This is a genomic window from Paludibacterium sp., assembly GCF_019232825.1.
Lineage (GTDB): Bacteria > Pseudomonadota > Gammaproteobacteria > Burkholderiales > Chromobacteriaceae > Paludibacterium.
The window spans coordinates 1-14,577 of the sequence record NZ_JAFAND010000036.1 but is presented as its reverse complement, the minus strand read 5'-3'; the positions used below and the strand labels follow the sequence as shown (position 1 = coordinate 14,577).

At 58.4% G+C, this 14,577-nt stretch carries 15 protein-coding genes; 13 read left to right on the top strand and 2 right to left on the bottom strand.

What is annotated here, in order from left to right; genetic code table 11:
• Positions 1-63: 63 nt before the first annotated feature.
• Positions 64-1,002: an ornithine cyclodeaminase family protein gene (locus JOZ06_RS04055; RefSeq protein ID WP_293228953.1), complete on the bottom strand. Its 939-nt coding sequence runs from the start codon at positions 1,000-1,002 to the stop codon at positions 64-66.
• 310 nt (positions 1,003-1,312) lie between these two features.
• Between JOZ06_RS04055 and JOZ06_RS04050 the strand changes: the two genes are divergently transcribed.
• From JOZ06_RS04050 to JOZ06_RS04015, 8 genes are read left to right on the top strand one after another with little or no spacing between them, the layout of a single operon-like run.
• A complete protein-coding gene (locus JOZ06_RS04050; RefSeq protein WP_293228950.1) occupies positions 1,313-1,720 on the top strand; it encodes a hydrogenase maturation nickel metallochaperone HypA in 408 nt (135 codons plus the stop codon).
• A gap of 58 nt (positions 1,721-1,778) precedes the next feature.
• A complete protein-coding gene (gene hypB / locus JOZ06_RS04045; RefSeq protein WP_293228948.1) occupies positions 1,779-2,495 on the top strand; it encodes a hydrogenase nickel incorporation protein HypB in 717 nt (238 codons plus the stop codon).
• Positions 2,495-2,779, top strand: coding sequence for a HypC/HybG/HupF family hydrogenase formation chaperone (locus tag JOZ06_RS04040; RefSeq protein WP_293228946.1), 285 nt, complete (start codon positions 2,495-2,497; stop codon positions 2,777-2,779). The genes hypB and JOZ06_RS04040 overlap by 1 nt, the downstream gene beginning before the upstream one ends.
• A 28-nt stretch (positions 2,780-2,807) precedes the next feature.
• Positions 2,808-4,616 carry an NAD(P)H-dependent oxidoreductase subunit E gene (locus JOZ06_RS04035; RefSeq protein WP_293228944.1) on the top strand — a complete coding sequence of 603 codons (1,809 nt, stop codon included), beginning with the start codon at positions 2,808-2,810 and terminating at the stop codon, positions 4,614-4,616.
• Positions 4,603-5,322, top strand: a complete 720-nt coding sequence (locus JOZ06_RS04030; RefSeq protein ID WP_293228943.1) for a 2Fe-2S iron-sulfur cluster-binding protein — start codon at positions 4,603-4,605, stop codon at positions 5,320-5,322. Before JOZ06_RS04035 ends, JOZ06_RS04030 begins: the two co-directional genes overlap by 14 nt.
• Positions 5,315-5,857 carry an NADP oxidoreductase gene (locus JOZ06_RS04025; RefSeq protein WP_293228942.1) on the top strand — a complete coding sequence of 181 codons (543 nt, stop codon included), beginning with the start codon at positions 5,315-5,317 and terminating at the stop codon, positions 5,855-5,857. The genes JOZ06_RS04030 and JOZ06_RS04025 overlap by 8 nt, the downstream gene beginning before the upstream one ends.
• 10 nt (positions 5,858-5,867) lie before the next feature.
• A complete protein-coding gene (locus JOZ06_RS04020) occupies positions 5,868-7,364 on the top strand; it encodes a Ni/Fe hydrogenase subunit alpha (protein ID WP_293228940.1) in 1,497 nt (498 codons plus the stop codon).
• Complete coding sequence (locus JOZ06_RS04015) at positions 7,361-7,858, top strand: hydrogenase maturation protease (protein ID WP_293228938.1); 498 nt, start codon at positions 7,361-7,363, stop codon at positions 7,856-7,858. Before JOZ06_RS04020 ends, JOZ06_RS04015 begins: the two co-directional genes overlap by 4 nt.
• A gap of 69 nt (positions 7,859-7,927) precedes the next feature.
• On the opposite strand, the gene JOZ06_RS04010 is transcribed toward JOZ06_RS04015, so the two are convergent.
• Positions 7,928-8,911 (bottom strand): ornithine cyclodeaminase family protein, encoded by a 984-nt coding sequence (locus JOZ06_RS04010; protein ID WP_293228936.1) that lies wholly within the window; start codon positions 8,909-8,911, stop codon positions 7,928-7,930.
• A gap of 632 nt (positions 8,912-9,543) precedes the next feature.
• Here JOZ06_RS04010 and JOZ06_RS04005 point away from each other — a divergent pair.
• The 5 genes from JOZ06_RS04005 (at position 9,544) to JOZ06_RS03985 (ending at position 14,493) form a co-directional block, all read left to right on the top strand.
• A complete protein-coding gene (locus tag JOZ06_RS04005) occupies positions 9,544-10,902 on the top strand; it encodes an amino acid permease (protein ID WP_293228934.1) in 1,359 nt (452 codons plus the stop codon).
• A 94-nt stretch (positions 10,903-10,996) separates the two neighbouring features.
• Positions 10,997-11,404 (top strand): helix-turn-helix transcriptional regulator, encoded by a 408-nt coding sequence (locus JOZ06_RS04000; protein WP_293228932.1) that lies wholly within the window; start codon positions 10,997-10,999, stop codon positions 11,402-11,404.
• A gap of 474 nt (positions 11,405-11,878) precedes the next feature.
• The gene (locus tag JOZ06_RS03995) at positions 11,879-12,226 is read left to right on the top strand and encodes a DUF2282 domain-containing protein (RefSeq protein ID WP_366515118.1); all 348 of its coding nucleotides are present in this window, start codon (positions 11,879-11,881) and stop codon (positions 12,224-12,226) included.
• Between the two features lie 146 nt (positions 12,227-12,372).
• Positions 12,373-12,834 (top strand): DoxX family protein, encoded by a 462-nt coding sequence (locus JOZ06_RS03990; protein ID WP_293228929.1) that lies wholly within the window; start codon positions 12,373-12,375, stop codon positions 12,832-12,834.
• Between the two features lie 18 nt (positions 12,835-12,852).
• Positions 12,853-14,493: a methyl-accepting chemotaxis protein gene (locus JOZ06_RS03985; RefSeq protein ID WP_293228926.1), complete on the top strand. Its 1,641-nt coding sequence runs from the start codon at positions 12,853-12,855 to the stop codon at positions 14,491-14,493.
• Positions 14,494-14,577: the final 84 nt, after the last annotated feature.

Genomic DNA, 14,577 nt, shown 5'->3' with positions numbered 1-14,577 from the left:
ACGAAGCCCTTTCATTTAATGTGATATTGAATTAAGTCATTCACAACAAAATGCGTAACCATGTCAGCCTTGTTCCGCCTGCAATTGCTGCAGCAGCGCATAGGCAATCGACACATCTTCGAGGCCCATGCCAATCGAGCGGAAGAACACATGGCGACGGTAATCGGGCTTGCTAGCGCGACCACTGACCAAATCGGCCAAATCACCCTTGATGCTGTCTCGGCTCCATCCGTGCTGTTTTGCTGCCAACACCATTTCACCTGCGCTATCCGGCGTGCTCACCTTGTTGTCGCAATAAACATCCATGGACGACAGGCTCTCCGGGGGAATCTCATGCGCATTCACCGCATTGGTACTAATTGAAGTAATCAACGCCGGCTGATTGAGATCCTCGATACGTAATACCGGCGTCGCGGAGGAGGTACAGAGCATGATCACATCCGCCTTGCTCACGCATTCTTTTGCCGAGCCCACCATTTGCACGCGGGGATCGATGGCCCGCAGGCGGGCTTGCGCCTCCGGATTGTCAGCCAAATCATTGGCATAAACCGAGATGGATTCCCACGAGCGAACAGCCAGCGCGTGGCGCAGGTGTGCCTGCCCCAGCGCCCCGGTACCGATCAACGCCAGGTGACGGCTTGTCGTGGGCGCAAGGTACTCGATGGCAAGCGCGGTGGTCCCGGCAGTCCGCTCAGCGGTCAACATGCCTGAGTCGCAGAACAGCAAAGGCTGCCCGGTCTTCATGGACATCAGACTCGTCCAAGCGGTCACGATCGGCCGCCCTGCCGTCACGAGATAGGGAGAGAGCTTGGCGCCAAACACCTGCTCGTTGGCTAACGCGCCCAGATAGGTAATGAAGTCGCCCGCGCCTTGCGGAAACACCGTTAGAGCCTGTGGCGGTTGCACCGCGCGCTCTTGCGACAGCGCCTGAAACAGGCTTTGCATGGCGGCGCGCACCGGCAGCTTTCCCAGAAATCGGCGTACGGTTTCGGCATCGGCCACCAAAGGGCCAGCTTGATGATTAATGCTAGTCATAACGACGGTCCTTTCTCATTGTCAAAACGAAACCCCTAACCAAACCGTACCTCGTCCCAGCCATCAAACGTCGCCGCACGAACGTCTCACGAGAAGTACGTTTTCTTGAATTCTATTTTTGTCCACCGCCTGGTGGACTGCTGACCGCAGTGTATACCACAAAAGTCTAATATGGAAATTATTTCCATGCAAAAATCAGATTAATGTTGACACTGTGGAATATATTTCCATAATAGACAAAAGCAGGTGACAAAGCACGTACAGGAAGGACGCGGTCATGCACGAAACCAGCATCGCTCAGCAAATTCTGAACACAGTGGAGAGAGAAGCCCGCCGGCACCAGCTCGACTGTATCGATAGTATTCGCCTGCGTATCGGCAAGCTGGCCAGCGTTGACGTCGACGCGCTTTGCTTCGCGATCGAATGCGGACTGCGGGTAAAAGAGGGAGTAAAGACTGCGCTGCACATCGAACAGGAGGACGCCGAGGCGCGGTGCGATGTCTGCGCGCAGTGCTTCTCATTAGACGCGGTATATGACAGCTGCCCGAACTGCGGCAGCTTCCGCCACCACATCCAACGCGGTACATCAATGGCACTGGTCTCGATCGAGGGACGGAAAAACCCGCTCAAGCCGGCGCCCTCTTCGATTGCGCCGCCGCTCTCCTGCATGGATCGGGAGGGGTGACATGTGTACCACCTGCGGCTGCCACCACCCGATGGGGTCAAAACCTCGGCAACGACACATGGCCATCGCGGCCAAGTCCACGAAGATCGATTTGGAACGTGACGTCCTGGCGGAAAACAACGCCAGTGCGGCCCGCTTGCGGCGACGCTTCGCGCGCGCAGGCATTCTGGCCCTCAACCTGGTATCAAGCCCCGGCTCAGGCAAGACCACATTACTAGTGGAAACCATCAAAGCCTTGCGTGGCGCGGTGCCGCTCGTGGTCATCGAAGGGGATCAACAAACCCGAAATGATGCCGACCGCATTGCGGCAACGGGCGCGGCCGTATGGCAGGTCAATACCGGACAGGGGTGCCACTTGGATGCCCGCATGATCAATGGTGCATTGCATCAACTTTCGTGGCCAAACAATGGGCTCTTGCTGATCGAGAACGTCGGCAACTTAGTTTGCCCCGCGGCCTTCGATCTGGGCGAAGCCGCCAAGGTTGTCGTGCTATCGGTCACCGAAGGGGAGGACAAACCGCTCAAATATCCAGACATGTTCCGCGCCGCGCAGATCATGCTGCTCAATAAATGCGATTTGCTGCCCCACCTCAACTACGACATGGAAAGCGCCATTGCCTATGCGCGGCGCGTCAACCCTGACATCGAAATCATCGTACTTTCGGCGCAACGTGGCGACGGCATGCCCGCATGGCTTGCATGGCTGCAAACACAGCTCCAGAAACAACTTTCTCGTGCCCCCGTGCACTACCGAATGCGACAGGAGCATCGCTAATGTGCCTCGCCCTTCCCGTCCGACTAAGCCAGATCGATCCGGATGGCTACGGCCTGATTGAGCTGGGCGGCGTGACCAAACGCATCTCGTTGACGCTCATCGAACAACCCGCCATTGGCGACTACGTCATTCTGCACGTTGGCTATGCCTTGACCAAATTAGATCGCGCCGAGGCCGAGCATACCCTGCGGTTGTTGGCTGAGTTGGCGGCGAGTCAACAACAGGAGACAAGGGCGCTCACGCCGCAGACAGCACACTTGTCGGCGAATTCAGTTTGCGACTGACGCTTGAATAAAAGCAGGAAAGGCAGACATGCACGCAATGAACTATCAACGCATTAACCAGATCCTTGACGACCACGGCCGCAACCCATTGCGGCTGGTACAGATTCTGATCGGCATCCAGGCAGAATGTGGCGGGATTCCTGCATCCGTGCGCGATTACATCAGCAAAGCCCTGGCCGTCCCCTTGGCACAGGTGCATGGCGTCGTCGCGTTTTATCACTTCTTATCACCCGAGATCCAGGGCCAGTACCGCATCTATGTCGCCGACAACATCATCGATCGGATGCACGGCAATCAAGAGGTCATGGCGACATTGCTCCAAGAGCTGCAGGCAGAAAGAGGAAAGCCGCGCGCGGATGGGCAGGTATTTATCGATTACACCTCCTGTACTGGCCTGTGCGACCAAGGCCCGGCACTACTGATCAACAGCCGGGCACTAACACACGTCACCCCGGATCGGGCCAAAGAAATCGCCGAACGCATTAATGCCGGCGAACCGCTGAACAATTGGCCCAGTCATTGGTTTCAAGTCGAGGAGTCGCCCAGGGTCGCGGGTCCGGTGCTGGCCAGTCAGTTCGAACCTGGGCGGGGGCTACAGGCGGCACTCGAGATGGGGCCTGCACAGTACCTAAAAGAAGTCGAACGCGCGGGATTGCGCGGCCGTGGCGGCGCCGGCTTTCGTACCGCCATCAAATGGCGCGTCAGCCGCGACGCGCCAGGGAAAACGCATTACGTCATCTGTAACGCGGACGAAGGCGAGCCTGGCACCTTCAAGGACCGGGCACTGCTGACCCGCGATGCGGATGCCATGTTCGAAGGCATGACCCTGGCGGGCTTGGTCATCGGCGCCGAAAAGGGCTTCCTTTACCTGCGAGGAGAGTACACCTACCTCTATTCGCAACTGGTCGCCACGCTGGCCCGGCGCCGAGCTGAGCATTTGCTTGGCAAGAACATCCTCGGACGGGAGTTCAATTTCGACGTCGAGATTCACCTCGGCGCCGGCGCCTATGTTGCCGGCGAGGAAAGCGCGCTGATCGAGTCCCTAGAAGGCAAATGCGCAGTGCCGCGCCCACGGCCGCCGTTCACCGCCACACATGGTTATCTCGGTCAACCAACGGTTTGCAACAACGTGGAAACATTCGTCAAAACCGCGTTGATTGCACAAAACGGCGCGGACTGGTTCCTCGAATGCGGGACGCGCTACTCACCCGGCTCTAAGCTTCTGTCGGTCAGCGGCGACGTCGCACGCCCCGGGATTTATGAATACCCGTTTGGCACCAGCGTACAAACCGTGCTGGAAGCATGCGGCGCACGCGAAACACAAGCGGTTCAGATCGGCGGTCCGTCCGGCACCTGCATCACGCCGAATGAGTTCGACCGGGCCATTTGTTATGAGGATCTGTCAACCGGCGGATCGTTTATGGTGTTCAATCGCAGCCGCGACATGCTGTCGGTCGTTCAAAATTTCATTCACTTCTTCGCCGATGAGTCGTGCGGGTTCTGCACGCCATGCCGCGTGGGCACGCAATTAATGCGCCGCGCCATAGACAAGATCGTGGCGGGCAAGGCCGGCGCGCGCGAGCTGAAAGAGATCGAGCACGCAGCAAAATGCACCCGGGCAATGAGCCATTGCGGTCTGGGTCAAACCGCCACCAAGCCTTTTCTCGATACGCTTGACCGGCTCCGCCCCCAGTATGAAGCACGTTTAAGCAACCTAGATTTCGTCCCCAATTTCGATCTTGACCAATCGTTGTCCAAGACGCGTGCGCTAAGCCAACGCGATGACCCTCACGCTCATTTACCCCAAACCGGAGAGGCCTGCGATGCAAGAATCTGAGTTCAGCTTCGAACTGGACGGAACGGACCTGCCGTTCGAACCAGGTCAAAGCATCATGGAAGCCGCCACGCAGGCAGGCGTGTACATCCCACATCTATGCCACCACCCCGACCTGCGCCGCAATGGCAGTTGCAAATTGTGCACCGTCAAGGTCAACGGCCGCTTCGGGTCGGCGTGCGCGTTGCCGGCGCAAGCGGGTTGCACCGTCGAAAGCAACACCAGCGAGCTGCAAGAGATGCGCCGTCAAATCGTGCAGATGCTGTTTGTCGAAGGGAATCATTACTGCCCGTTTTGCGAAAAAAGCGGGAATTGCCAATTGCAAGTAGTGGCCTACCATGTCGGCATGGTGGATATGCACTTCCCGCCCTTCAACACGGCGCGTCAGCTAGACGCTAGCCACAGGGAGATGTTGCTGGATCGGGACCGCTGCATACAATGCGCTCGCTGTGTGCGTGCCAGCCAAGATTTGGACAAAAAAAACATATTTGGTCTAGCCGGCCGCGGCATGAATATCCGGCTGGTCGTCAACAGCGACTCGGGGTTGCTGGGCGACACTGATTTCAGCTCGGCGGATCACGCCGCGCAGGTCTGCCCAACCGGCGCGCTGATTCGCAAGGATCAGGCATACCCGTGCCCAATCGGCAGCCGTCTGTATGACACCCCCATCAGTCAACACACCATCCGCCAGGACGCCCGCCATGACTAAACCGACGATCGCCACCTGCTCGCTCGCAGGGTGTTTCGGCTGCCATATGTCGCTTCTGGATATCGACGAACGCATTGTCGATCTGGTGCAACTGGTGCAGTTCGACCGCTCGCCGCTTACCGACATCAAGCACTGTTCAGAGCAAGGTGTGGATATTGGGCTGATCGAAGGCGCGCTGTGCAATGCGGAAAATATCCACACGCTGCGCGAGTTCCGCCGCCGCTGCAGGATTTTGGTGGCCGTTGGCACCTGCGCCATCAGCGGTGGCGTGCCCGCCTTACGCAATCGGATCCCGGTGGAAGAATGTTTGAACGAAGCCTATCTGCAAGGCCAAGGTATCGATCAACCCCAAATCCCCAATGACGTTGAACTGCCGCTCTTGATGGACAAGGTCTACCCGGTCCACGAAGTCGTGCATATCGATTATTCGCTGCCTGGTTGCCCTCCACCGGCCGATGCATTCTGGTCATTGCTGACCGCACTATTGGAAGGCCGCGAGCCTTCGCTTGACTACCCGTTGCGTCGTTTTGACTAAGGACTAAAGCATGTACGAACACCTTGAAACCGCCGAAAAGACGCAAGATCTATCCCGCGTGGTGATTGAACCCGTCTCGCGGGTCGAGGGCCATGGCAAAGTCACATTGCTGCTGGATGCCGATCGGCGCGTACGCCAAGCACGGCTGCACATCGTCGAATTCCGAGGCTTCGAGCGCTTTATTCAAGGCCGGCCATTCCGCGAGATCCCCACGCTGGTGCAGCGCCTATGCGGGATTTGCCCCGTCAGCCACTTGTTGGCCGCCTCCAAAGCCTGCGATCACTTTGTCATCGGCAAGGCCAAGATCACGCCCAGCGCGGAAAAACTGCGCCGACTGCTCCATTACGGCCAAGTGTTGCAATCTAATGCACTGCACTTCTTTCACTTGGCGTCCCCCGACCTGCTGTTCGGTTTTGATGACGATGCCGCGCACCGCAATGTGGTGGGGGTCATCAACGACCATCCCGAACTTGGCCTGCGCGGTATCCGCATGCGCAAGTACGGTCAGGAAATTATCCGCATTCTGACCGGCAAGCGCGTGCACGGCACGGGATCGATCCCTGGCGGCTTCTTGACGCCATTGAGCACAGGCAACCGGGAATTGTTGCTCCGTGACATAGACGGCATTATCGAATGGTGCCAAGCCAGCACGGCATTGGCGCGCGATATTTTTCTGTCGAATCAACCGGCGCACACGTTATTCGGTCAGACCGAGTCGGCGTTCATGTCACTCGTCGACGCCAACGGCGCCGCCGATTTATACGATGGCGTGCTGCGCGTCACCGGGGCGGATGGCAGGATCATGGTGGACGGTCACCAGCCATCCCATTATCACGATCTGATCCGTGAAGAAGTCAAACCCTGGTCTTACATGAAGTTTCCTTACCTCTCGTCCTTTGGACGGCAGGCGGGCTATTACCGCGTCGGGCCGTTGGCTCGGGTCAACAACAGCGTATGCATGCCCACCCCCCGTGCGGAAGAAGCCCGGCGGGAATTTGCCGCGTTCGGTGAAGGCAAACCGGTGCAGGCCACCTTGGCACAACACTGGGCGCGCATGATCGATACGCTGCTCTGCGCCGAGGTAATACGCGAATTGCTGCTCGACCCCGATATCGTCGGCACCGATTTGATGACCAGCGGCGACCCGTTGCGGGAAGGTGTCGGCGTCATCGAGGCGCCGCGCGGTACCCTGATTCATCACTATCGCCTCGATGACGACGACAACATTCAGTTTGCCAACCTGATCGTGTCCACAACACACAATAACCGCGGCATGAATGACTCCGTGCGCGCCGTGGCGGCCGAATACTTTGATGGACGAGAGATCACTGAAGGGCTGCTCAATCGGATAGAGGTCGCGATTCGCGCTTACGACCCCTGCCTATCCTGCGCCACTCATGCGCTGGGGCAAATGCCGCTCGTCATTGAGGCCATCTCCCCGGAGGGGCAAATACAGAGCCAGTTAATCCGCCATGCTGACGGGTTGATGGAAAGAAGTCCCGCATGAGCGCGCCGATCCTGATTTTCGGCTATGGAAATCCGGCGCGCGGTGACGACGCGCTCGGTCCCTTATTAGCGGAACGCGCCCAGCGCTGGGTGGAAGAGCAAGGCAGGGAAACTCAAGTCGACGTATTGACGGACTTTCAATTGAGCCCGGAACATGCCTACGATCTGGCGGGCCGACAATGGGTCATTTTTGTCGATGCGGCCAGAGGACAAGACGCGCCTTACCGATGGATCAACCTGCGCCCGGAAGAACCTTGCGCTTGGACGACGCATGCCAGCTCGCCCGAAGCGCTACTGTGGTACTGCCAGACGGTACTGACGCAACCGGTACCACCGACATGCATGCTCAGTCTCGCGGGGGAAGCGTTTGAACTCTCTGCGCCGCTCAGCCCCAGAGGCACAACCGCACTCGCCACAGGTTGGATGGCATTGCGATCGCGACTGTACAGCCATATCAACAACATCACGCAAGAAACAGAAGCTACATTGCAATAAGAAACAGCCGCAAGCCCATGTGGCAAGCGGCCGTTCCTACCGCACTCATCTTATCCCGGCCCCCGCCGGTCAAACGCCCCCCTCCGCGGCAGACATGGCACACCACAAGGCATAGGCGATCGACACATCTTCAAGCCCCATGCCGATAGAACGGAAAAAGACATGGCGCTGATAGTCCGGCAAGGGGCTGCGTCCAGTGACGAGCTCCGCCAAGTCGCCGACAATGCTTTCCCGCTGCCATCCTGTCTGCTTGGCGGCGAGGACCATCTCCCCCGCGCTATCAGGCGTACTCTTCTTGTTATCGCAGTACACATCCATGGATGACAGGCACCCTGGTGCAATTTCATGCGCATTCACGGCATTGGTGCTGATGGATGTGATCAATGCCGGGCGAGTCAATTTCGTCACATCCAAGACTGGCGTCGAGGATGAAGTGCACAACATGATGACCTCGGCATGGGCGACACAGGCCTGCGCCGAATCAAAAATCTCGATGCGACGGTCAATGCTTTTGATCTCCACTTGCATGGCGGGGTTATCACGCAAATCGTCGGCGTAAACGGCGATCGTATCCCAAGGCCTCAAATGCAAAGCATGGCGCAAATGCGCGCGCCCCAGCGGCCCGGTTCCGATGAGCGCCAAATGGCGGCTTGTTGCTGGCGCCAGGTATTCGATCGCCAGCGTGGTCGTGCCCGCCGTCCGTTCGGCAGTAAGCAAAGAGGAGTCGCAGAACAAGAGCGGTTGTCCTGTTTGCATCGACATCAGACTCGTCCAGGCAGAGACAATCGGCCGCCCACCGGCAACGACCAGATAAGGGGATAGCTTGGCGCCGAACACTTGCTCTCGTGCCAGCGCGCCCAGATAGGTAATGAAATCACCCTGCCCATGCGGAAGCTCGGTCAGGATCTGCGGCGGTTGAACAGCGCTGCCTGAGGCAAAATCCCGAAATAGGCGTTCCATCGCCGGACGTACAGCCAGCTTATCCAAAAAGCGGCGCACAACGGCCGCGTCCGCAACCAGCGTCTCTCCGCAGTGATTCATGCTGCTCATCATTCGTTCTTTCCTCTTCAAAGACGTCACACCACAAGCAACGATCCGACCCAGTTCTCGTTCCGGCCGGCTTGCATCACATTGCATTTTATTATTTCGTGGATTTTTTTTCTATAAAATACAAATGCAAAACAACAAAAAAACATGAAGAAATCGGCATTTCTCAATCAAGCAACAAGGCATTGTTGCTTTTACACCGCATCGACATAGCTGTGTTTAGGCACAGTAAAAGCGCGGCAAATTCATCGGCAGGCCAACCAAGGCAGGTTATAGAAAAGCTTTATAAACAGTACATAGAAGCCACTTCAACCGCCAGCTCATGTCGATTACATCCCAACCTCGCTTTTAGACGGCCGCCTTTCCCCTGGCAATATCCGCAGGATGACTCGCGACAGATATTTCCCATGGCGATACGCTGATCCAGATCAGCTAATGTCGTATAAAATTATTCCATAATGTACTTCAATTATACGACAAGACAACGCCATCGCACAGGCGGAGACGGCATGAATTCTTCAATTCTGGGCACGCTTCCAATCCCACGCTGAAACGTGAAGGGCATGCCACAGGGTTGTCAGAAACCACTGGCGCAAGCCGGGCCAATTGAGCAAAGCAGCACATTAGGGAGAGTTAAGATGTCTTCTAAATCGACAAAGATGGGACTAGGTTCGTTAGTAGTCTTAGTCACAACCTGCATGATGGGCGCTGGTATTTTCATGCTGCCCGCCAGCCTCGCCGCGATCGGATCCGTCAGCGTCTTTGGCTGGGTCATTTCCACGATTGGATCCGTGGCGCTTGCCATTACCTACTCAAAGCTGGCATTCATGTGCCCGAAGGAAGGGGGGCTGTATGCCTACACCCGCGATGGCCTGGGTGAATTTGCCGCATTTACCGAAACATGGTGCTATTGGCTGACCTTATGGATTGCCAACATCGCGATTGCCGTATCCGGCATTGGCTATCTATCCTATTTCTTCCCGATGCTCAAGGACCCAGTGGCCGGCGGGATCGCGGCCATTCTGTCAATCTGGTTCTTCACCTTCCTTAATTACCCAGGCGCAAGTTTTATCGGCAAGATCCAGCGCTTCTCCATCCTGGGCGTCGCCCTACCGGTCGGCTGCATGGCGTTGCTGGGCTGGTTCTTCTTCCACCCCAGCTACATTTCCGCCAACTGGAACATTTCCGGCAAAAGCGACTGGACGGCCATCATGTCCGCAACCTCGCTGACCATGTGGGCCTACCTGGGCTTTGAAGCCGCTTGTGTCGTCTCGGGCGTGGTGGAAAACCCCAAGCGCAATGTGCCGCTGGCCACCATGATTGGTACCATTTTTGCCGCATTGCTCTATATCGGCGCAACCTTGGCGATCATGGGCGTCGTGCCGGCCAAGCAGTTGGCAGCTTCCGCGGCCCCCTTCGGCCTGGCCTTCCAAACCATGTTTGGCAACTGGGCAGGCTCGTTTGTCAGCGTTTGCGCCATCGTCGCCAGCTTCGCTTGTTTGAACAGCTGGGTGCTGACCACCGGCCAAGTGCAGAAAGCCATTGCTGACGACGGCATGTTTCCCAAATTCTTTGCCAAGACCAACAAGTTCGGCACGCCGTTCGTTGGCATGCTGGTCACTGCCGTGCTGATGACCATCGTCGGCTACATCTCGATTTCGCCGTCCTTGGCGAGCGAGTTCCAAGTGATTTCGCTCTTGTGCGTCTTTACCAACGTAGTGCCTTACCTTCTGGCGGCAGCGGCAATCTTCCCGATCATGAAAGCCAATAAAGTCGTTGGTAAAGAATATGTCACCTACACCACGATCTGCATCATCGGCTTGATCTTCGGTTTCTACGTGATCGCAGGCTCTGGCCAGCCTGCCGTGTTCTACGGTAGCTTGACCATGTTGTTGTCGATCCCGCTTTTTGCCTGGATCTCCCATTCGATCGGCAAGCGGCGCGCCGCCGAAAGCCTCGCTGAAGCGCAAGCTATCCTAGACACCCCCCAAAACTAAAGCGCAACGCGCACTCCCCCAAAGTCCGACTGAAACAGTCGGACTTTGGGGAAACAGGGAAATATGCAGACACATCGAACGAGGAAAAAACCGGATGACAAAGCACCATCATGTAGAAAAGGAGGCCTATCTCTCCGACGACGACGAAATCGGCGCCAACGGAGATGAGGGGCAACACGCTCATATCCAAGCTCGCGCAGGACTCATGAGCTTGATCTCCACCCACATCAAGCAATCCCGCCTCACACAAACCGAAGTCGCGCAACGCTGCCATCTGTCACAACCACGTATTAGCCGCCTGATGCGACAGCACGTTTCACAGTTTTCTCTCGACGCCCTCGTCAACATCGCCACCGCGCTTGGGCTACGCGTTGATTTCAAGCTTGCGCTCATCAATTTTGAACGTGCGTCTGGCCAGTGGCCAGCATCAAAGCAAGTCGCCCCATTCCCGCTAAACACAAAACCCCACGCAAAGGGCGCCGGCGGGGTTCCGCCAGTCTAATCTGGGCAAGTATTTCGGGGGATAGTGCGTCTCGACGCAACCTGGCTCGACGACCTGGCGCCAGTCATCGACCGGCCGCTGGAAACCCTGCCGCAGCTCAACCGCATTACCAACGAGTTTGCAGGCGCAGCACGCGCGCTTGGCGGCGTTGCTTTAGCCGTGAGACGGCCGGCCCGTGGAGAACACAGGCTGGCCTTGTTTTTTGTAGCGTGGGTTCGGCGCGCAGCGACAACCCACGGGTATCGACTCGGCAGGTGCCTGGTGGGTTACTTCATGAATCCACACAGCTCACTCGCGATGACAGGAAGAAAAATGCGTAACGCGCCACTTGCCCATCCGGGGCCAGGGTGACGCTTTAAGCACCCGTCCAAATCCATCCTGGATTTATTGAACTCGCCCACCAATACTTGGCAAAAAGCACGCCCGCCAAACCAAACTGAAAAAATATTTTTCCACCGAGTGTCATGAATCGCCATGTACGCCGACCAAGAGTATCGCCGCGATATTGCGGTGGTGCTGCCGCCGTCGCGGCTTGGTCTTATCTTCAAGGAGAAACGCATGCAATCGAACAAAATGATCCATTCTGCAGCCATCGCGCTCTTGGCAACCGGTCTGATGACGGTGGCCGCAACGGCCTCGGCGGCGGACAAAGAGCAATGTTATGGCATCGCCAAGGCGGGCAAGAACGACTGTGCCAGCAAATTCAGCAAACATTCCTGCGCCGGTCAGTCGAAGGTGGACAACGATCCGAACGATTTCAAGCTGGTGCCGACGGGTACTTGCATGCAGATGGGCGGCAAGCTGACGCCGGCCGGTAACTAGGCGAGGCCCGAGCGGCGTTGGGTCGCGGCGCACCGCGAAAACTTTTTCGTGGCGGGCGGGGCAGCACCTGCCCCGCTGGCGCCGATATGGGCAAAGCGGATGGCCAACGGCCTGACACGGGACCCATGATTGACATCGGAGGGCGCATGAAGCAGGTATTGAGTTCGTTCCATGCCCTGGCCTTGCGGGCAATATCGGAGATGGAGCGCTGGGTGCGCCCATTGTTCGACTTGGGCTTGCGGGTGTATTTGTGGAAAGTGTTCTTTACCGCCGGTTGGCTCAAATTGACCGACTGGTCGGGCACGTTGGATCTGTTCGATTATTTCTATCACGTGCCGCTGCTGCCGCCGCACCTGGCGGCGGTGATGGGCACGGCGGGCGAAGTCGGCCTCTCGACATTGCTGCTGTTCGGCCTGGCGGGCCGCTTTGCCGCCGCCGGGCTGTTTGTCACCAACCTGATGGCGGCCTTGTCGTTTCCGGACCTGCCGCTGCTCGGTCTGAAAGATCACTGCCTATGGGGCTTGCTGCTGCTGGTGCAGGTATTTCATGGCACGGGCACGCTGTCGCTGGACCGGCTGGCAAGCCGCTGGTTGGCCAAGCCACATTGATCGCGCAGGAGAACCGCCATGTTTGCACGTTTCAGTATTGGCGTCCGTTTAGGGCTGGCATTTGCCGTGGTGCTCGGCCTGCTGCTGGCGGTGGCCGGGTTTGCCTTGCAGCAGATGCGAACGCAACAGCAAGTGACGGAGCGGATCGTCCAGCAGCAAGTCTCCCAGTTGACGTTGGCGGAGTCGCTGCAATTGCACGCCAACGGCGCCGCCCTGCCGTTGTTGACCCTGCTGCTGACCAAAGACCAGGCGCAGCGCATCCCGCTGTATCAGCAGATGGATAGCGAGAATACACAGGCGGACCAGGCGCTAGCGGCGCTGGGCAAAGGCGATGCCAACGCGCAGGAAGCCATGCTCATTCAAACGTTGTCCGCGGCCCGCAAGCAATACGCCGATCTGTTTCACGAGACGGTGATTCAAATCGAGGTCGAGGGACCGGAAGGCGCACACCAGCACTTTATCGGCAAGACCCAGCCCGCACTGCGGCAGCTGCTGCAGGCCGCGACGGCGCTGGTCGCGCAAGAGCAGCGGGCCATGGGCGAAAGCCAGGCTGCGCTGACGGCTTCATTGAGCCAAGCCCGGGTACTGGTCCTGGCGATGACGGCGGCGGCGGTCGTGCTGGGGACGCTGTTCGCGCTTCTGGTAACGCGCGGCATCGTGACGCCGATCCGCCGCGCCTTGGCGTTTGCCGCCCAGATCGCCCATGGGGAACTGGGGGCGCGGCTAGACGTGACGGGCGGCGGCGAACCGGCGCAGCTGGCGCAATCGCTGCTCGCCATGCGGCAGTCCTTGTCTAGCCTGATCGGCGCGATCCACCGCTCCGCCAGTGAAGTGGAGACGGCCGCCGGCGCCATGCACGCGCCGGTGGATCAGGTCCGCCAGGGCTCGTCCGCACAGCATCGCGCGGTGTCCGCCGTGAGCGAATCGGTAGAGGGACTGGTGGGAGAGACGCGCGCCATCGCCGCGGCGGCGGATGAAACGCGAGATCAAGCGGAACGGGCGCGCAATCTGGCGCAGCAAGGCTGCGAGATGATTGCCCATGCCTCGCGGGAAGTCGCCCGCATTGCGGTGACGGTAACGGAATCGGCCCATTCGGTGGAGGCGCTGCGAGAACAGGCATTGTCGGTACGGCAGATGCTGGATACGGTGAAGGAAATCGCCGATCAGACCAATCTGCTCGCGCTGAACGCCTCGATCGAGGCCGCGCGCGCCGGGGAGATGGGCCGGGGGTTTGCGGTGGTTGCCGACGAAGTGCGCAAACTCGCCGACCGGACCTCGCAGGCCACGTCGGAGATTCATCAGGTCATTACGGCCATCGATGACGAAACCGGGGTCGCGGTAGCGCGCATCGGCCAGGGCCGCGAGGAAATGCAGCGCGGTGTGGCGCTGATCGGCGAAATCGTCCAGCCGCTGACGCAGCTGAGCGACGACGCGCAGTTGTCGCTCGACAAGCTGGAGGGCATGCGCACGACCTTGACGGCGCAAGTGGCGCAAAGCCAGGCGGTGGCGTCGCTCCTGCGGGAAATCGGCGGCATGGCAACGGACAATTTGACCGCTACCGGCAAGGTCTCGGAGACGCAAACGCGCTTGGGCGAATTGTCGGTCGGGCTGGGGGAACGTGTCAGCCGTTTTCGGCTTGCCGACGGGCCGTCTTATTGACGCCCGGCTCAGCGCCGGATCGCGCTGGCCTTGAGCATTTTCGTAGCGTGGGTTCGGCGCGCAGCGACAACCCACGGGCATCGA